This is a genomic window from Idiomarina sp. Sol25 (genome assembly GCF_033052775.1).
Taxonomy (GTDB): Bacteria; Pseudomonadota; Gammaproteobacteria; order Enterobacterales; family Alteromonadaceae; genus Idiomarina.
In genome coordinates this window covers 602,848-620,940 of the sequence record NZ_JAUPEW010000001.1, presented here as the reverse complement: position 1 = coordinate 620,940, position 18,093 = coordinate 602,848, and the positions used below count along the sequence as shown (strand labels likewise).

Annotated in this window: 16 protein-coding genes; 15 read left to right on the top strand and 1 reads right to left on the bottom strand. The window is 46.1% G+C overall.

Annotated features, from left to right (window positions below):
• Positions 1–122: 122 nt before the first annotated feature.
• From gyrA to Q5L94_RS02960, 11 genes are all read left to right on the top strand, one after another.
• Complete coding sequence (gene gyrA, locus Q5L94_RS03010; RefSeq protein WP_317496993.1) at positions 123–2,762, top strand: DNA gyrase subunit A; 2,640 nt, start codon at positions 123–125, stop codon at positions 2,760–2,762.
• Entirely contained in the window at positions 2,759–3,844 is a 1,086-nt protein-coding gene (serC, locus tag Q5L94_RS03005) for a 3-phosphoserine/phosphohydroxythreonine transaminase (RefSeq protein WP_317496992.1), read from the top strand. The genes gyrA and serC overlap by 4 nt, the downstream gene beginning before the upstream one ends.
• Positions 3,845–3,874: 30 nt before the next feature.
• Entirely contained in the window at positions 3,875–4,978 is a 1,104-nt protein-coding gene (hisC, locus tag Q5L94_RS03000; RefSeq protein WP_317496991.1) for a histidinol-phosphate transaminase, read from the top strand.
• Positions 4,971–6,260, top strand: a complete 1,290-nt coding sequence (gene aroA, locus Q5L94_RS02995) for a 3-phosphoshikimate 1-carboxyvinyltransferase (RefSeq protein ID WP_317496990.1) — start codon at positions 4,971–4,973, stop codon at positions 6,258–6,260. Before hisC ends, aroA begins: the two co-directional genes overlap by 8 nt.
• A gap of 97 nt (positions 6,261–6,357) precedes the next feature.
• Positions 6,358–7,050, top strand: coding sequence for a (d)CMP kinase (gene cmk / locus Q5L94_RS02990; protein ID WP_253620441.1), 693 nt, complete (start codon positions 6,358–6,360; stop codon positions 7,048–7,050).
• Between the two features lie 114 nt (positions 7,051–7,164).
• Positions 7,165–8,847, top strand: coding sequence for a 30S ribosomal protein S1 (gene rpsA / locus Q5L94_RS02985; RefSeq protein WP_317496989.1), 1,683 nt, complete (start codon positions 7,165–7,167; stop codon positions 8,845–8,847).
• Between the two features lie 35 nt (positions 8,848–8,882).
• On the top strand, positions 8,883–9,167 hold the full coding sequence (locus Q5L94_RS02980; protein WP_317496988.1) for an integration host factor subunit beta: 285 nt from the start codon (positions 8,883–8,885) through the stop codon (positions 9,165–9,167).
• 74 nt (positions 9,168–9,241) lie between these two features.
• Positions 9,242–9,502, top strand: a complete 261-nt coding sequence (locus Q5L94_RS02975) for a LapA family protein (protein ID WP_317496987.1) — start codon at positions 9,242–9,244, stop codon at positions 9,500–9,502.
• Between the two features lie 6 nt (positions 9,503–9,508).
• Positions 9,509–10,666 (top strand): lipopolysaccharide assembly protein LapB, encoded by a 1,158-nt coding sequence (gene lapB / locus Q5L94_RS02970; protein WP_317496986.1) that lies wholly within the window; start codon positions 9,509–9,511, stop codon positions 10,664–10,666.
• Positions 10,667–10,670: 4 nt separating this feature from the next.
• Positions 10,671–11,366, top strand: a complete 696-nt coding sequence (gene pyrF, locus Q5L94_RS02965; protein WP_317496985.1) for an orotidine-5'-phosphate decarboxylase — start codon at positions 10,671–10,673, stop codon at positions 11,364–11,366.
• A gap of 106 nt (positions 11,367–11,472) precedes the next feature.
• Positions 11,473–11,793, top strand: a complete 321-nt coding sequence (locus Q5L94_RS02960) for a ComEA family DNA-binding protein (RefSeq protein WP_317496984.1) — start codon at positions 11,473–11,475, stop codon at positions 11,791–11,793.
• Between the two features lie 88 nt (positions 11,794–11,881).
• On the opposite strand, the gene rne is transcribed toward Q5L94_RS02960, so the two are convergent.
• Positions 11,882–14,827: a ribonuclease E gene (rne, locus tag Q5L94_RS02955; protein ID WP_317496983.1), complete on the bottom strand. Its 2,946-nt coding sequence runs from the start codon at positions 14,825–14,827 to the stop codon at positions 11,882–11,884.
• A 452-nt stretch (positions 14,828–15,279) separates the two neighbouring features.
• Here rne and rluC point away from each other — a divergent pair, with 452 nt between their 5' ends.
• The 4 genes from rluC to yceD are packed head-to-tail and all read left to right on the top strand — an operon-like array spanning position 15,280 to position 18,077.
• Entirely contained in the window at positions 15,280–16,227 is a 948-nt protein-coding gene (gene rluC / locus Q5L94_RS02950) for a 23S rRNA pseudouridine(955/2504/2580) synthase RluC (protein ID WP_317496982.1), read from the top strand.
• Positions 16,228–16,242: 15 nt separating this feature from the next.
• Entirely contained in the window at positions 16,243–16,905 is a 663-nt protein-coding gene (locus tag Q5L94_RS02945) for an HAD-IA family hydrolase (protein ID WP_317496981.1), read from the top strand.
• The gene (locus Q5L94_RS02940; RefSeq protein WP_317496980.1) at positions 16,902–17,498 is read left to right on the top strand and encodes a Maf family protein; all 597 of its coding nucleotides are present in this window, start codon (positions 16,902–16,904) and stop codon (positions 17,496–17,498) included. The genes Q5L94_RS02945 and Q5L94_RS02940 overlap by 4 nt, the downstream gene beginning before the upstream one ends.
• A gap of 51 nt (positions 17,499–17,549) precedes the next feature.
• Positions 17,550–18,077 (top strand): 23S rRNA accumulation protein YceD, encoded by a 528-nt coding sequence (gene yceD / locus Q5L94_RS02935; RefSeq protein WP_317496979.1) that lies wholly within the window; start codon positions 17,550–17,552, stop codon positions 18,075–18,077.
• Positions 18,078–18,093 lie beyond the last annotated feature (16 nt).

Here is an 18,093-nt window from a genome sequence, read left to right as displayed (position 1 = left end):
ACGCGGCTAGTCTACCTCAGGCAAAGAATAAGAAAAAGAGGGTGCGAGACGCGTTTGGGATGGGTACAATGATTGGATCAAAATAACAATGAATATGCGGATCTATATTTAGGGAATAAACTATGAGCGATCTAGCCAGAGAAGTGTCACCGGTAAATATCGAAGACGAACTGAAAAGCTCGTACCTCGATTATGCCATGAGCGTCATTGTTGGGCGTGCTTTACCAGATGTTCGTGACGGCCTGAAGCCAGTACACCGACGTGTCTTGTTCGCAATGAACGAATTGCGCAACGACTTTAATAAACCTTATAAAAAGTCAGCTCGTGTCGTTGGTGACGTTATTGGTAAATATCACCCGCATGGTGATAGTGCTGTTTACGACACTATTGTACGTATGGCACAGAACTTCTCCTTGCGTTATATGCTGGTCGACGGCCAGGGTAACTTTGGTTCGGTTGACGGTGATTCTGCTGCGGCGATGCGTTATACCGAAATTCGCATGGCGAAAATTGCGCATCAGTTACTCGCCGATTTAGATAAAGAAACGGTTGACTTTGTCGACAACTATGATGGTACTGAGCGTATTCCTGACGTTCTGCCTACCCGAGTGCCTAACCTGTTAGTTAACGGTTCTTCTGGTATTGCCGTTGGTATGGCAACCAATATCCCACCGCATAATCTGACCGAAGTTATCGACGGTTCACTTGCCATGATTGATAACCCGGATATTGATGTTGAAGGGTTGATGGAATACATCCCGGGACCGGACTTCCCGACAGCGGCAACAATTTCTGGCCGTAGTGGTATTGTCGAAGCTTATAAAACGGGTCGTGGGCGCATTCATTTGCGCGCTCAGGCTGAAATTGAAGTTGATGAGAAGACCGGTAAAGAAACCATCATCGTTACGGAAATTCCGTATCAGGTGAATAAAGCTCGCTTAATTGAGAAGATTGCGGAACTGGTCAAAGAAAAACGCGTTGAAGGTATTAGCGCGTTGCGTGATGAGTCTGATAAAGACGGTATGCGTATCGTTATCGAAATCCGTCGTGGCGATGTGGGGGAGGTTGTTCTCAATCATTTGTACGCCAATACGCAGCTACAGGTTGTGTTTGGTATCAACATGGTAGCTCTGGATAAAAATCAGCCACGCCTGTTTAACCTACGCGATATGCTGGATTGCTTTATTCGCCACCGTCGTGAAGTGGTGACACGTCGCTCAGTCTACGAATTACGTAAAGCTCGTGAACGTGCTCATATTTTGGAAGGCTTAGCGATATCGCTGGCCAATATCGACGAAATTATTGAGCTTATCCGTCGCTCGCCAACACCGGCTGAAGCTAAAGCTGGTCTAATTGCCCGCGCATGGCAGTTGGGAGATGTCGCTTCAATGCTGGAAACAGCCGGCGTTGATGCTGCGCGTCCTGATCATCTGCCAGAAGAATACGGCATCCGGGGTGGCAATTATCACCTGACCGAAGAGCAAGCTCAGGCTATTCTGGATTTACGCCTGCACAAACTGACCGGTTTAGAACACGAAAAAATTCTGGATGAATATAAAGGTCTGTTAGAACAGATTGCTGAACTGCTGCATATCCTCAACAGTTCAGAGCGCCTGATGGAAGTGATTCGTGAAGAACTGGTAGAAATACGTAACAACTTCGGTGATGAGCGTAAAACGGACATTACTGCTGCTGCACACGACATCAGCATGGAAGACTTAATCAACGAAGAAGACGTAGTTCTGACGCTTTCTCACGAAGGTTATGTGAAGTATCAGCCACTGACTGAGTACGAAGCTCAGCGTCGTGGTGGTAAAGGTAAAGCCGCCACTAAGATGAAAGACGAAGACTTTATTGAAAGGCTGTGGGTAGCGAACACGCATGACACCATTTTATGCTTCTCAACCCGTGGTCGTATTTACTGGATGAAAGTTTACCAGTTGCCGCTGGCAAGCCGCGCGTCTCGCGGTAAACCTATCGTCAACTTGTTACCGCTTGAAGCCGACGAACGTATTACCGCTATTTTGCCAACACGGGACTATCCGGAAGATAAGTTCGTTGTTATGGCAACGCGCAAAGGCACTATCAAGAAAACACCATTACCAGAGTACTCACGTCCTCGTAACGGCGGAATTATTGCACTGAACCTGGTTGATGACGATGAACTGATTGGCGTTGACATCACCGACGGTAATGGCGAAATTATGCTGTTCTCTGACGCTGGTAAAGTGGTGCGTTTTGCTGAAGAGCAGGTGCGTTCAATGGGCCGTACCGCGACCGGTGTCCGTGGCATTCGCTTAGAAGAAGGGCAACGTGTTGTATCACTGATTGTTCCTCGCGAATACGAAGAGGAAGAAGCGAATGTATTAACCGTGACTGAAAACGGTTATGGTAAACGTACGCCGTTAAGTGAATACCCAGCTAAGAGTCGTGCGACCAAAGGTGTTGTCTCTATAAAAGTCAGCGAACGTAATGGTTCAGTTGTTGGCGCTATGGAAGTTATTGATGGCAATGAGATCATGCTTATTAGTAACAAAGGTACTTTGGTAAGAACGCGTGTCAACGAGGTTTCAACCGTTGGTCGTAACACTCAGGGCGTGCGCTTAATTCGCACCGCAGATGACGAGAAAGTCGTTGGCTTACAGCGTATCGATGAAATTGATGAAGATGAAATGTTAATTGATGGCGAGGTTGCTGCTGAAGAAGGTGAAGCCGCAGCTGAAGACAATATTGAAAACCAAGAAGGTTCCGACGAGTCATGAGTCAGTTGTTTAACTTTTCTGCCGGACCGGCAATGTTGCCGGTCGATGTTTTGAAACAAGCTCAGGAAGAGTTATTGAATTGGAATGGACAGGGCGTATCTGTGATGGAAATTTCTCACCGCGACCCTGTCTATGTCCACATGGCACGTGAAGCCGAGCAAGACTTGCGCGATCTGTTAAACGTGCCGGACGACTATGAAGTACTCTTTTTGCAAGGTGGTGGACGCGGCCAGTTTTCTGCGGTCCCGCAAAATATTGCGTCACCGGATGCTACCGTAGATTATCTGGATACAGGAATTTGGTCTGGTTTTGCTATCCGGGAAGCCGAAAAATTTGTTTCCAACGTGAATATTGCGGGGAAGGTTCAGGAAGGCGCTAAAGGCAAAGAAATTCAGTGTCCAGAAGACTGGAAACTGTCTGAAAATGCCGCCTATTTTCATTATTGTCCTAATGAAACTGTCGATGGTATTGCACTGCATGAAGTTCCTGACGTAAAGGCGCCAGTTATCGCCGATATGTCATCAAACATTCTTTCTGAACCACTGGATGTTTCAAAGTTTGGCGTTATATATGCTGGAGCCCAGAAGAATATTGGTCCTTCAGGTTTTGCCATTGCTATTGTTAAAAAGTCTTTATTAGGCGAGCCGCAGAAGCAGGTGTCGTCTATTATGGATTACCAACTTCAGGCGAAAGACGGGTCTATGTACAACACACCCAACACCTTTGCCTGGTACCTTGCTGGGCTGGTATTCAAGTGGTTAAAAGCGCAGGGCGGGTTAGTCGCTATGGGCGAACGCAATCGCTATAAAGCGCAGCTGTTATATGATTTTGTCGATAAGTCCGATTTTTACAGTAATACGATTAATCCGGCTTACCGTTCAATTATGAACGTTCCTTTTCAGTTGGCCGACGACAAGCTTGATGCGGAATTTTTACAAGGCGCTAAAAACGCAGGTTTATTAGGGTTAAAAGGGCATCGCTTTGTTGGTGGCATGAGAGCCAGTATTTATAACGCAATGCCGGTAGAAGGTGTGGAAGCATTGCTAAGTTATATGGCAGATTTCGAGCGTAAGCTTGGCTAAATAAATAGAATAAAAAGGTAGTGAATCGCTATGGCAGAATTTAATGCATTAGAACTGGTTAATTCCGGAGTGAAGCAATTACGTCCGTATCAGGCAGGTAAGCCTACGTCTGAATTACAGCGTGAGTTAGGTCTGCAGCACGTGGTTAAGCTGGCTTCAAACGAAAATCCTCTGGGTTTGAGTGGAAAAGTAAAAAACGCGCTGGAAGCCGAGTTAACGGATTTAGTGCGTTACCCTGACGCCAATGGTTACTACCTTAAAAGCCGGCTGGCTGAGTTACATGAAGTTGGAACGCAGCAAATAACTCTGGGTAACGGTTCTAACGATGTTCTGGAAATTTTAGCCCGTACCTTTGTGTCGGATAAGAACGAAGTAATTTTCTCACAACACGCATTTGTGGTGTATCCGCTGGTTACTCAGGCTATCGGTGCTAAACCTGTTGCTGTTCCTGCAGTAGATTACGGGCACGATCTTGATGGTATGGCAAAAGCCGTTACCGATAAAACCAAGATGATTTTTATTGCTAACCCGAATAACCCAACGGGCACCTTTTTATCAACCTCAGCGCTAAAAGACTTTCTTGCTAAGATACCGCAAAATATCATTGTGGTTCTGGATGAAGCTTATTACGAGTATGTACCGGAAGACGAACGAGCGCCGTCGGTAGAGTGGATAAAAGAATATCCTAATCTGGTGGTTAGCCGGACGTTTTCTAAAGCCTATGGCTTAGCCGGTTTGCGCGCAGGATACGTGGTCAGCGACGAGAGTGTGGCAGACGTCCTTAACCGTATTCGTCAGCCGTTCAATATGAACTCGTTGTCACTGAAAGCAGCTGAAGTGGTATTAGATGATCACGCCTATTTGCAAAAAGCCGTTGAATTAAACGCACAAGGTATGAAGCAGTTAACTGACTTTTGTGAAGATTCAGGACTTAACTACATTCCATCTTACGGTAACTTTTTAACCATAGAAGTTGGGTCCGGTGCTGAGAAGCTTTACGACGAGCTTCTGCATGAAGGCGTTATTGTACGTCCTGTAGGTGGCTATGAGTTGCCTAATCATTTACGTGTCAGCATTGGTCTGCCTGAAGAAAATCAAGCCTTTATTAAGGCAATGAAAAAGCTGCGTGGTTAATTCTATTCATTTAGAGCCGCGGCAGCATTGTCGCGGTACTGTAACCTTACCAGGTTCAAAAAGCATTGCTAACCGGGCACTGCTTATGGCTGCTTTATGCCAGACTCCCGTCACCTTACATAATTTACTGGTTAGCGATGACACCAGCCGCATGCGTGAAGCTCTTAATGCATTGGGAGTGAGCTTTGAAGATGACAAACTCACTACCCGGGTGCATGGTTTAGGAGGGCATTGGAACAAACCTGCTTCCGATTTCTATCTGGGAAACGCCGGCACGGCAATGCGGCCGCTCATAGCCGTGTTAGCGGCAACATTAAAAAGCGAACATCAAGCGGTAGTGTTAAAAGGTGATGCCCGAATGCATGAGCGCCCGGTTAAGCACTTAGTTGATGCTTTACAGCCTCATAATGCCGGGGTTAACTATCTGGGGGAGACAGGGTTTCCTCCGTTAGAAATGACTTCTGGTTTAAAGTCGGGTCACTTTGAAATTGATGGTTCGGTATCCAGCCAATTCATTTCGGCTCTGCTGATGGCGCTTCCGTTACTGCCCGGTGATTCAACCCTGACATTAAAAGGGAATGTGGTTTCACGACCTTACATTGAACTGACGCTGCAAATGCTGTCTGATTTTGGCATTTCTATAAAAGAAGACTCTCCTCAGCGCTACGCTATTACCGGCGGACAATGTTACCAGTCGCCCGGCGAATACTGGGTAGAAGGTGATGCCAGCGCCGCATCTTACTGGATGGCCGCCGCGCTCTTAGGAAAAGGTCCTGTTGAAATTATCGGTGTCGGTAAAAACTCGATTCAGGGCGACAAACGCTTCGCCGAAGTTATTGAAGCCATGGGTGCGTCAGTAAGCTACCATAAAAACAGCATAACCGTATCCGGCACAGGAAACGTGCAGGGCATTGACCAGGACTTTAATGATATTCCCGATGCGGCAATGACGGTTGCGCCACTGGCTCTATTCGCAAATAGACCGACGACAATTCGTAATGTCGCAAACTGGCGGGTAAAAGAAACCGACCGTCTTCATGCTATGGCAACAGAGCTGCGACAGCTGGGTGCCATAGTCGATGAAAGCGAGGACTCTCTCCGCATTGAGCCGCTGAAGCACTGGCAACATGCCGCAATTGATACTTATGACGACCATCGCATGGCAATGTGCTTCTCCTTAGTCGCATTTTCGCCGACTGGAGTGACAATCAATGATCCCGGTTGTTGTGCGAAGACCTATCCCGACTATTTTTCCGAGTTTTCACGGCTCTGTCACAGTTAACTCTTAGACTCGTTGACTTTGATTAATGCAATTTTTTTACAAATGCGTATAATTGCGCGGCTAAATGCTGCGTAATGCAGAGCAATTAGAGGATTTTATGACAACTCATATTCCAGTCATTACGATTGACGGGCCGAGTGGGGCAGGGAAAGGAACGATAAGCCGATTATTGGCTGAAAAGCTAGGATGGCACTTGCTGGATAGCGGCGCTATTTATCGCGTGCTGGCATTAGCGGCTTTGCATCACGATTTCACACCGGAAGATGAAGAGAGCCTGGTGGCTTTGGCAGCGCATCTGGATGTGAAGTTTGAAGCAGAAGAAGAGCGTTCATTGACACATATTATTCTTGAAGGTGAGGATGTGACCATGACCATCCGTACTGAACAAGTGGGTAATATGGCGTCAAAAATAGCGGCTTTACCACGAGTCAGAGAAGCTCTACTGCGCCGCCAGCGTGGGTTTAAAGAGCTTCCAGGTCTGGTAGCCGACGGCCGTGATATGGGAACCGTTGTTTTCACTGATGCCGATGCCAAAATCTTTTTGACCGCTTCTGCCGAAGAGCGCGCAAGACGACGCTTCGAGCAATTGAAGGAAAAAGGTTTTGATGCTAATATTGATCAACTAGTGAACGAAATAAAAGAAAGAGATGATCGTGATACGAATCGCTCGGTGGCACCTCTTAAGCCAGCTGAGGATGCGTTGTATCTGGATTCCACTGATACGTCGATAGAAGACGTATTGGAACAAGTATTGACGTTTGCGCACAGCAAACTCTCAAAGACTAGCTAGGGTCAGGTGACCTTAATTAGGCGTCTGTTGTAAGGATGCGAACAGACTATTTTAATAACCCCGCTGTATACGGAAGTTCAGTGGACGTCTTATTTATAAGCGAAGTTAATTACTATGTCAGAAAATTTTGCAGAATTATTTGAAGAAAGCCTAAAGGAAGTTGAAACACGCCCGGGCTCCATTGTTAAAGGTACTATCGTTGCTATACAAAAAGATTTGATTCTGGTTGATGCTGGTCTTAAATCAGAAAGCGCGATTCCAGCAGAACAGTTCCGTAATGCAGAAGGTGAATTAGAAGTCAGCGTCGGCGACGTAGTTGACGTAGCCCTTGATGCAGTTGAAGACGGCTTTGGCGAAACCATTCTGTCTCGCGAAAAAGCGAAACGTTACGAAGCATGGCTGGTGTTGGAAAAAGCACACGAAGACAATGCAACCGTTATCGGTATTATCTCTGGTAAGGTTAAGGGTGGCTTTACAGTAGACTTAGGCGGCGTTCGCGCGTTCTTGCCTGGTTCACTGGTTGATGTACGTCCAGTACGTGAAACAACGCATCTGGAAAACAAAGATTTAGAATTCAAAGTTATCAAGCTTGATCAGAAACGCAACAACGTTGTTGTATCTCGTCGTGCTGTTATCGAGAAAGAAAACAGTGCAGAGCGTGAAGAGCTGCTTGAAAACTTGCAGGAAGGCCAGGAAGTTCAGGGTATCGTTAAGAACCTGACTGACTACGGCGCGTTCGTTGATTTAGGCGGCGTCGATGGCTTATTGCACATTACCGATATGGCTTGGAAACGCGTTAAGCACCCAAGTGAAATCGTAAACGTTGGCGATGAAATCACTGTTAAAGTATTGAAGTTTGACCGTGAACGCACTCGTGTGTCTCTTGGCCTTAAGCAGTTAGGCGAAGATCCATGGGCTGATATCGCAAACCGCTACCCAGAAGGGCATCGTTTAACTGGTCGTGTTACGAACTTGACTGATTACGGTTGCTTCGTCGAAATCGAAGAGGGTGTTGAAGGTCTTGTTCACGTATCAGAAATGGACTGGACTAACAAAAACGTTCATCCTTCTAAAGTGGTTAACCTGGACGACACTGTTGAAGTTATGGTTCTGGAAATTGACGAAGAACGTCGTCGCATTTCATTAGGCCTTAAACAGTGCAAGCCTAACCCATGGGAAGAGTTTGCTAAGAACCATAATAAAGGCGAGCAAGTTACTGGTAAGATCAAGTCAATCACTGACTTTGGTATCTTCATCGGTCTTGACGGCGGCATTGATGGTTTGGTTCACTTGTCAGACATTAGCTGGAACGCTACTGGTGAAGAAGCTGTTCGTGATTATAAAAAAGGTGAAGAAGTTACCGCTGTAGTCATGCAGGTTGATGCTGAACGTGAACGTATTTCACTAGGTATCAAACAGCTTGAAGAAGACCCATTCAATAACTACCTGGCGGCCAATAAAAAAGGTGCTATTGTTACAGGTACAGTTACTGAAGTAGACGCTAAAGGCGCTAAAGTTGAATTAGCTGAAAGCGTTGAAGGCTACGTTCGTGCCGCAGACATTTCACGCGACCGCGTTGAAGATGCAAGCACTGAACTGAGTGTTGGTGACTCTATTGAAGCTCGCTTCATGGGCGTTGACCGTAAAAACCGTACTCTGAGCTTGTCTATCCGTGCGAAAGACGAAGTTGAAGAGAAAGAAGCGGTTGAAAGCGTTAATAAGCAACAGGACAGTGGTTCTGGTCTTAATAGCGCAATGGCTGAAGCCTTTAAAGCTGCAAAAACTGACGACGAATAATTAACTGCATTGTTGCAGTTAATTTGAAGGAGGTAATGATGACTAAATCAGAGCTGATTGAAAGGTTAACTTTGAAGCACGAGTTACCTCCGAAGCAGGTTGAAGCTTCGGTTAAAGAGATACTCGAACAAATGGTGCAGTCCTTATCACAAGGCAAGCGCGTTGAAATTCGGGGTTTCGGAAGCTTCTCTTTGCATTATCGGGCTCCTCGTGTTGGTCGTAATCCTAAAACAGGCGAGCCTGTTGAGTTAGAAGGGAAATACGTACCGCATTTTAAAGCGGGAAAAGAGCTTCGCGAGAGGGTCGATACATTAAGTTAGTTTTTACGCTCGATTGATAAAAACGGCATGCTATACTGGCATGCCGTTTTTTTATAACTAACAGGTAAGCAATTATGCTTAAAAAGCTGCTTATTCTCATTCCTGTATTAATCATATTTCTTTTAGCAATGGCGTTTGGGGCTCAGAACCCGCAAACCGTAGTTGTTAATTTACTGGTGCTGCAAACAGAAATGGCTGTTGCATCGCTGCTTGCTATCTTTTTTGGCAGCGGCTTTCTGATGGGTATTTTATTACTTTGCTTATCGAGTTTATCCTGGCGCTATCGGTATAACCGCTTAGTTAAGCGTTTAAATAAACTGGACAAGGAGAGCTAACGGCTCATGTTGGAGCTTCTCTTCCTGCTTTTACCAATTGCGGCTGCCTATGGCTGGTTCATGGGCCGTAATAGTGTCCGCACAGAAGAGCGAAAAGAGCAGAAGCGTTTCTCTAAAAAGTACGCCACAGGTATCAACCTGTTGTTGTCAGATCAGCCAGATAAGGCGGTTGATCTATTCGTCGAGTTATTAGATGTCGACAGCGAAACCATTGAGACTCACTGGACCTTAGGCAAGTTATTTCGCCGCAGAGGCGAAGTCGACCGTGCAATAAAAATTCATAAAAACCTGACGTCACTTCCCAATCTGTCTGAGCACGATCGCTTAACGGCTATGTACGAGTTAGGTAAAGACTACCTTTCTGCCGGAATCTACGACCGTGCTGAACAAATGTTTGCTGGCTTACAGAGTTACAAGTCATTCCGGGAAAAAAGCCAAAAGCACCTTCTTGAGCTTTATGAATCCACGCACGAATGGGACAAAGCCATTAAAATAGCTTTGCGTCTGGCGAAGCAAAGCAGCCACGCGCGAGTCGTTCTCGCTCAGTTATATTGCGAGCTTGCCGAACTAGACGACAATGTACCCAGTAAAATAAAGCATTACAGTAAGGCGCTTAAACACGATAGTAATTGCGTTAGAGCAGTTCTCGCCCTGGGAAAAATCTACATGAAAGAAGGGGAGTACGGGGAGTCCATTAATTACTTAACCCGGGTGTTCGAACAGGACAAATCATTTGTTTGCGAAACCATTCCTTTGCTAGAGGAAGCTTACGAGAAAACATCGGACACTCATACTTTTATCGAGTTTTTACACAGTTGCGTTGAACACAATGCGGGAATAACGGCCGCTATTACGTTGTCAGAAAAAATCTGTGAATCGCAAAGTATTGAAGACGCAGAATACTTTATGACTCATGTTTTAGAGCAGCACCCGACAATGCGCGGATTCCATCATTTAATGGGGTTACACGTTCGGGCTGCTGATGTGGGCAATGCGCGTGACAGCCTCCGGAGGCTGCGTAAAATGGTTCACGAGCACATAGTGCAGCGGCCCAATTATAAGTGCCGTCACTGTGGTTTCTCCGGACATACTTTATATTGGCGTTGTCCTTCGTGTAAGAGCTGGGCAACAACAAAACCTATTTTTGGATTAGATGGTGAATAACGACATGGCGTTACCGAAAATTTATGTTGCTTTAGATTGCCAGACACAGGAAGTCGCTGACAATTTAGTGAGTCAATTACCAGCCGGAAAAGTTGGGCTGAAAGTGGGTAAGGAATTGTTTACCGCTATTGGACCTAGCTGGGTAAAAAAGCAGGTTGAGCAGGGTTTTTCAGTATTTTTAGATTTAAAGTTTCATGATATTCCAAACACAGTGGCTAAGGCGGTAACCTCGGCAGCTAAAATCGGTGTTGATATGGTGAACGTGCATGCCAGCGGCGGTACCGAAATGATGAGCGCGGCAAGGGATGCATTAAAGCAATTTGATAAGCCTCCTTTATTAATAGCCGTGACAGTACTCACCAGCATGAGTGATTCTGATCTTGCAGAAACTGGAATTCAGGCATCTGCGGAACAGCAAGTACTTAAACTGGCAAAATTGGCGCAGCAGGCTGGCCTGGACGGAGTGGTTTGTTCTGCTCAGGAAGCTCGTATGCTGAAACGTGATTTGGGTACGTCATTTAAGCTTGTAACGCCGGGTATCCGACCTGCCAACAGCGCCGCGGGTGACCAAAAGCGGGTTATGACACCAGAAGCCGCAATAGAGGCTGGGGTTGATTATATGGTCATTGGGCGACCTATTACGCAGGCAGCTGACCCAACCGCCAGAGTTGCGGAGATATTAGCTTCTATAGGAGAATAACTCACTTACGCCTTCGCAATGTCGTAATCTTCTAATAAGGCAAAAAACTTCGGCTATAGTGTCCTTACTGCAGTGACGCAGTGATTTTTCAATAGGGAATGACACTATGAAGCTAAAATTGATACCCATACTTGTTGCCTCATCGCTGTTTTTAGCAGCAGGGGCGCAAGCCACTCCGTTATCCGCCTTACCAAACTTATCGCCAGTAGCACAGGCTGAAGAGGTTAAAACCGTCAATATCAATACCGGTTCAGCACAAGAGATATCGGCTGTTCTGGTTGGTGTTGGTGAAAAACGGGCTGAGCAGATTATCGAGTTAAGAGAACAGCTGGGTAGCTTTACCGAAGTAGAGCAGCTACTTGATGTAAAAGGTATTGGTGTTAAAACTTTAGAGAAAAACCGAGCCTTCATTACGATTAAGCAGTAATGGCAAGTAAACTCCAGAGATAAAAAAGGCCGGTAGTTCGTTGCTACCGGCCTTCTTATTTTCTAACTAAGCTCTTATTTAGCTGAATTTAGTCACATTTTGCCATTTCGGCATAAGAAGTCGAACGCGCCTGAGAAATACTAGCGATACGACTGTCTTTAACAAACTGAGGACGATTATCTGATGAAGCTACGGGCAGAGCCTTAAAGGCTTCTTTGCGCTCTTCAGCTGTTGCCTTCGTCATTGCAGAAAATGATGAACCACTTAATGAACGGTTAGGTATAACCGCTTCGGTTTTCATTTGTTTGCGTTTTTGCCCCGCAGCCCGTTGATGACGAGGAGAGCGGCGAGAGCGATCTCTGCTTTTCTTCTCTTCAGCCTTAGACTCTGGTTTTTCTTCAACAGTGTCTTCTGCCTCATCAGTTGGCTTTTGAGGCTCTTCAGCTGTTTCAGAGCTATTACTTTGCTCTTCTTTAGCTGGTTCTGGCACTGCTTCACTGGCTTGCTCAACTGATGATTCTACTTTGTCATCAGATGCCACTTCAGGTTTCGCTGTGTCAGGCTTTTGTACTGTTTCGTCTGTACTGGTTTCAGTTTGTTGAGTTGCTTGAGTGTCCGCTTGAGGTGCTTTCTCTTCCGTATTCTCATCAACACTCTTCTCTACGTTCTGTTCCGTCGGAGTTGTAGGTTGAGTCTGATTTTGCACCAGCTCAGCAGCTGCCTGCATACGCGGATCCAGTACCTTGTCAGAAATTGCTTTATTTTCGCCCTTGTCAGAACCAGATTGCTTTGCTGGTTTCTCTTTAGTCTGGGCTGGCTTCTGATTCTGGGTCTCTGCACCATCAGTCGACGCATCAACAGCCTTTTGAGATGGCTGCTGTGTTGGCTCTTTAGCTGCTACTGAACCGTCAGTTGATGAAACGCGAACGGATTTTTCAATCGGCTTACGTTGACGACGCGGTTTATCCTGAACAGCTTTTGTCTCTTTTGGCTTTTCTGCTTCAGCCGGGCTATCAACTTGTTCGTTCTTAGCCGTTTCTGGTTTTGGCTGCTGCTGATTTTTATTGCTACGGCCACGACGTCTGCGATCGTTACGGTTGCGACTATTGCGGTTACCTGCGTCATCGCGAGATTCTTTTGATTTCTCTTCTGTCGCTGGGGAGGTTTTTTCTTTACTGGCTTCCTTGTCCTTATCCGCTGACTGGTTGCGGCCTCGCGGCTGACGGTTTCCTGAACGGCGATTGCGACCACGACGTTGCTGATTCCGCTGGTTTTGAGCGTTACGTTCTTTTTCTTTCTCAGCTTCAGCCTGTTTCTGCTCTTCATCTGAACCAAACAAGCCAGAGAACCAGGTCACTAAACGACTCAACAACGATGGTTGAGCTGCTTTTTTCTCTTCAACTTTAGGGGCCGGTGCTGGCGTAGGAGCCGCACTCGGTGCCTGAAGGCCTTTTAGTGCTGGCTCTTCAAATTTCGCTTTATCCTGAGTTAAAGTAATAGAAACCGTAGATTCAGTTTGATCTGGCTTTTGCACCAACTCAAAACTGGCTGACTCCGGAACTTCGTCATCACGAATACGCAACACTTCAAAGTGAGGTGTTTCCATATGGTGATTTGGGATAATAACGATTTTCACGTTATGGCGTTTTTCTATATGATTGACGGATTGACGCTTTTCATTGAGCAAGTAAGTTGCAACATCGATCGGGACCTGAGCATGTACCTGAATGGTGTTGTCCTTTATCGCTTCCTCTTCAATCAAGCGCAATATCGACAGAGCTAAAGAATCGCTCGAACGTATGGTTCCCTGACCATTACAACGCGGACAAACATTGTTTGCTGATTCGCCCAGTGAAGGGCGTAAGCGCTGACGGGACATTTCCATCAAGCCAAAGCGCGAAATACGGGCTACCTGAATACGCGCTCTGTCCTGAGATAAACTGTCGCGTAAACGATTTTCAACGTCACGTTGATGGCGGGCAGGGGTCATATCGATAAAGTCGATAACCACTAAACCGCCAACGTCGCGTAAACGCAATTGACGTGCTATTTCTTCGGCTGCTTCAAGGTTGGTCTGCAATGCCGTTTCTTCGATATCGCCACCTTTAGTTGCACGTGACGAGTTAATGTCGATAGAGGTCAGTGCTTCAGTTGGGTCGATAACAATTGAACCACCTGACGGAAGGCGGACTTCGCGCTGGAATGCAGATTCAATTTGGCTTTCTATCTGGTAGTGACTGAAAAGCGGGACATCGCCTTCGTATTGTTTTACGCGTTGTAAAAAGTCCGGACGAATAAGCTGTATATGACTACGGACTTGCTCGTATACTTTCGGGCTATCGATGAGAACTTCACCGATGTCTCGGCGCAGGTAATCGCGTAAGGCACGGAAAATAACGTTGCTTTCCTGATGGATAAGGAAAGGAGCAGGGCGCTCGTCTGCAGCTTTGCTAATGGCTTCCCAATGATTAAGCAGAACATTTAAGTCCCACTCGAGCTCTTCTTTTGACTTGCCTACACCGGCTGTACGGACAATCAGTCCCATTTCTTTCGGAACATTGAGGTCAGATAGCGCTTCTTTTAGTGCTGAACGTTCATCACCCTCAATACGACGCGATATACCGCCGGCTCGGGGGTTGTTTGGCATGAGCACCAAATAGCTGCCAGCCAGGGAAACAAAGGTCGTTAAGGCGGCACCTTTTTGGCCTCGCTCTTCTTTGTCTATTTGAACAATAACTTCCTGGCCTTCCTTGACCACATCTTTAATATTAGGGCGACCCTGGAAGGTATAGCCTTGAGGAAAATAGGTTTTAGCTATTTCTTTAAGAGGAAGAAAGCCATGTCGCTCTGCACCATAATCGACAAAGGCAGCTTCAAGACTTGGCTCTATACGCGTGATTTTGCCTTTATATATGTTTGCTTTTTTCTGTTCGTGACCAGGGCTTTCAATATCTAAATCGTAAAGGCGCTGGCCGTCAACCAGCGCAACACGCAACTCTTCTAATTGCGTGGCATTAATTAGCATTCTTTTCATTACTGTGACTCAATTCTTTGGGCCACAATATGACACGCCCCAATGGCGATCGTGCAATTATCGAATTCGTCTGTCGCTGCAGGCCCTTTGGGACCTGCGTTACCCGTCATCTACAACGTATAACTAAAATGAGTTTGACTGTGCCGATAACACCAACTGTTCGGTGTCATATTGTCGCTAAATTTTACGTCTGCAATCGATTATGAAACAAAGCGTATTCAATGTGCTGTGTTCTTCTCCGTGCCATCAACATCTCGGCTAGTCACTTCATTAGACTTTAAAACCGTACGCTGATGTGGATAATGCGTCGCTCTGTTATTTCGATTGCGCGAAATATATTCTTCGTCTGCCATCTTCGATGGACTTTGACACTTAATTATTCCATGAAAACCACTGAAAATACAAGCAACAATTTCGCTGTTGAATCTTGTAGATGATGGTAAAATAGCGGCATGAAAACAATTCAACAAGAAGTACGCTGGCATACTGTCTCTGCAGAAGAGTCGGGGCAGCGAATAGATAACTTTCTCATTGCGCAATTACGCGGTGTACCTAAGTCTTTGGTATATCGAATTGTTCGTAAAGGTGAAGTGCGAGCGAATAAAAAGCGGATAAAACCGGACTATAAGTTGAAAGAAGGGGACCTCATTCGCATTCCTCCGGTAAAAGTGAGTGAAAGGCCGGACCTTCCGTCTGCTAATTTAGAGCAGGTTGCAGCTCTCGAGCACGCGATCCTCTATGAGGACGACGCTTTGATGCTAATTAATAAACCATCAGGAGTCGCCGTACATGGCGGCTCAGGACTGCAATTCGGTCTTATTGAAGGTTTAAGAGCGTTGCGGCCAAAAGAGAAAAGCTTAGAGCTGGTTCACCGAATAGACCGAGATACCAGTGGCTTGTTGCTGGTTGCTAAAAAACGTTCAGTGCTGAGAAGTTTGCACGAACAGTTGCGTAACAAAGAAATGAATAAGCAATATCTGGCGTTGGTTCGTGGCCAATGGCAAAAGCGGGTTCGCAGCGTTGAAGCGCCGTTAAAAAAGAACACCTTAAAATCTGGCGAGAGAATTGTGCGTGTTGATGCAGAAGGCAAAGCCTCGTTGACTCGTTTCAGAATTCAGCAAAGATATAAGGAAGGGACATTAGTTGAAGCGTCGCCAGTTACCGGCCGCACTCATCAAATTCGCGTTCACGCGTTACATGCCGGTCATCCTATAGCGAAAGATCCTAAGTACGGTGATGCGGATTTCGATAACATTATGTCCGGGCTTGGGTTAAACCGACTGTTTTTACACGCCTGGCAGCTGCGTTTTCTGCATCCGGTTACCGGAAAAGAAGTGGCTTTTGAAGCCCCTCTGGATGACAACTTACAGCAAACGTTAAAGCAATTGACCGCGCAATAATAAGGACAGCTTATAATGATGTGCGATAAGCGACTTGTGGTGTTTGACTGGGACGGCACTTTAATGGACTCCATTGGCCGAATTGTGTCATCGATGCAAAACACAGCAGAGCATACGGGGTTACCTGTTCCGACCGAGATGTCAGTCAGAGACATTATTGGTTTAAGCCTTGAACCTGCAATAGAAAAACTGTTCGGTGTACTTAACGCGACACAAATGAATAACTTTTTAACTCAGTATCGCGATGAATATATCGATCTAAATACAACGCCGTCGCCCTTATTTCACGACGCAAAAGCGGTGCTTTCTCAGTTATCCAGTGCGGGCTATCGTTTGGCCGTCGCGACTGGCAAGGCTCGGCGAGGATTACAACGAGTCTGGGTGGAAAGCGAAACCGAACATTACTTTGATACTTCGCGGTGCGCCAGTGAAACGAAAGGTAAGCCTGACCCCCAGATGCTTTATGAAATTATGAATGAACTTAAAACTCAGCCTGAACACACCGTAATGGTTGGAGACTCTGTTCACGATATGAAAATGGCGGTCGCGGCAGGCGTACAGGCAATTGGTGTAAGCTTTGGCGTACATGACGCTGAACGTTTACGTGAAGCCGGTGCTACAATAGTGATCGATTCGCTTTCAGAGCTCAGCAGCAAACTTGTCAGGGAGACGTTATGACGTTGCCACTAATTTTGGGGTCAGGTTCTAAGTACCGTCGTGAAATTTTAGATAGACTGCATTTGAACTACGATGTTGTAAAGCCGGACATAGACGAGAGTGCGATTAGCTCAGAAAGCCCACAACAATTAGTGGGGCGGTTAGCAGAAGCCAAAGCACGGGCGGTCGAGAGAAGAATGACCTACGATAATGCCATTATTATTGGTTCCGATCAGGTTGCTGTTTGTGATGGCAACATTTTAGGCAAACCAGGCAACCATGACAATGCGGTGCGACAATTGTCCAGCTTTATTGGCAAAACGGTAACCTTTTATACTGGGCTGGCTGTTCTTAATACAGAGGCTCAACAATGCGAAGTAAGAATAGAGCCGTTTGAAGTTGAATTTCGTCAACTGACTGCCGAAGAAATAGAACGTTATGTTGAGCTTGAAAAGCCCTTTGATTGTGCCGGCAGCTTCAAAAGCGAAGGGTTGGGAATCAGTTTGTTCAGCGGCTTAAAAGGCAACGACCCCAATGCACTCATCGGGTTACCAGCTATCGCTTTACTGGATATGTTGAGAACTCACGGAATTAACCCTCTAAATAAGGATTAACGACAGATTTCCCTTGTCAGTAAAGCGGAACTTCGTTAACATTCGCGCGCTATGCAAAAAGTTCGTATTCCCGTAACGGTCGACCCAGTCAAAAGTGCCAACAAAAAAGTGGCATATGATGGGGTAGTGCCCGGAAAAACATTGACAAGACTTCAGGAAAGTTTGGTAGAACCTTGCCCCGATCCTGAGGCCAGTGTTGAATTTGGAATTGATGAACAGGGCATTAGTTATTTTACAGGGAAAGCAAAAGTTGCTGTCAAAGTACTTTGTGAACGCTGTAATACGCCCCTGGATGTTGATATTCTCGCGCAGTTTGCGTATGCTCCTGTCACTAAGCGACAGGTGGCAGATGACTTTCCCGATAGCTATGAAGCTATTGAGGTAAACGATTTTGGAGAATTTAACCTGCATGGGCTTGTTGAAGACGAATTAATTCTGGCTATGCCAATAGTTCCTAAGCACGACGCTAAGGTATGTCAGGTGGATCGTGATGCGATGACGTGGGGCGAAATTGACGAATCAGATGCTGAAGAGTCTGAGAACCCGTTTGCCGTATTACAAGAATTGAAGCGTAAATAATCAGGAGATAGCGTAA

Coding starts and splice junctions, on each gene's coding strand:
- cmk (WP_253620441.1), top strand. CDS start 6,358: ATGACAACTCATATTCCAGTCATTACGATTGACGGGCCGAGTGGGGCA.
- Q5L94_RS02960 (WP_317496984.1), top strand. CDS start 11,473: ATGAAGCTAAAATTGATACCCATACTTGTTGCCTCATCGCTGTTTTTA.
- rne (WP_317496983.1), bottom strand. CDS start 14,827: ATGAAAAGAATGCTAATTAATGCCACGCAATTAGAAGAGTTGCGTGTT.
- gyrA (WP_317496993.1), top strand. CDS start 123: ATGAGCGATCTAGCCAGAGAAGTGTCACCGGTAAATATCGAAGACGAA.
- Q5L94_RS02940 (WP_317496980.1), top strand. CDS start 16,902: ATGACGTTGCCACTAATTTTGGGGTCAGGTTCTAAGTACCGTCGTGAA.
- Q5L94_RS02975 (WP_317496987.1), top strand. CDS start 9,242: ATGCTTAAAAAGCTGCTTATTCTCATTCCTGTATTAATCATATTTCTT.
- rpsA (WP_317496989.1), top strand. CDS start 7,165: ATGTCAGAAAATTTTGCAGAATTATTTGAAGAAAGCCTAAAGGAAGTT.
- rluC (WP_317496982.1), top strand. CDS start 15,280: ATGAAAACAATTCAACAAGAAGTACGCTGGCATACTGTCTCTGCAGAA.
- serC (WP_317496992.1), top strand. CDS start 2,759: ATGAGTCAGTTGTTTAACTTTTCTGCCGGACCGGCAATGTTGCCGGTC.
- pyrF (WP_317496985.1), top strand. CDS start 10,671: ATGGCGTTACCGAAAATTTATGTTGCTTTAGATTGCCAGACACAGGAA.
- lapB (WP_317496986.1), top strand. CDS start 9,509: ATGTTGGAGCTTCTCTTCCTGCTTTTACCAATTGCGGCTGCCTATGGC.
- Q5L94_RS02945 (WP_317496981.1), top strand. CDS start 16,243: ATGATGTGCGATAAGCGACTTGTGGTGTTTGACTGGGACGGCACTTTA.
- yceD (WP_317496979.1), top strand. CDS start 17,550: ATGCAAAAAGTTCGTATTCCCGTAACGGTCGACCCAGTCAAAAGTGCC.
- hisC (WP_317496991.1), top strand. CDS start 3,875: ATGGCAGAATTTAATGCATTAGAACTGGTTAATTCCGGAGTGAAGCAA.
- Q5L94_RS02980 (WP_317496988.1), top strand. CDS start 8,883: ATGATGACTAAATCAGAGCTGATTGAAAGGTTAACTTTGAAGCACGAG.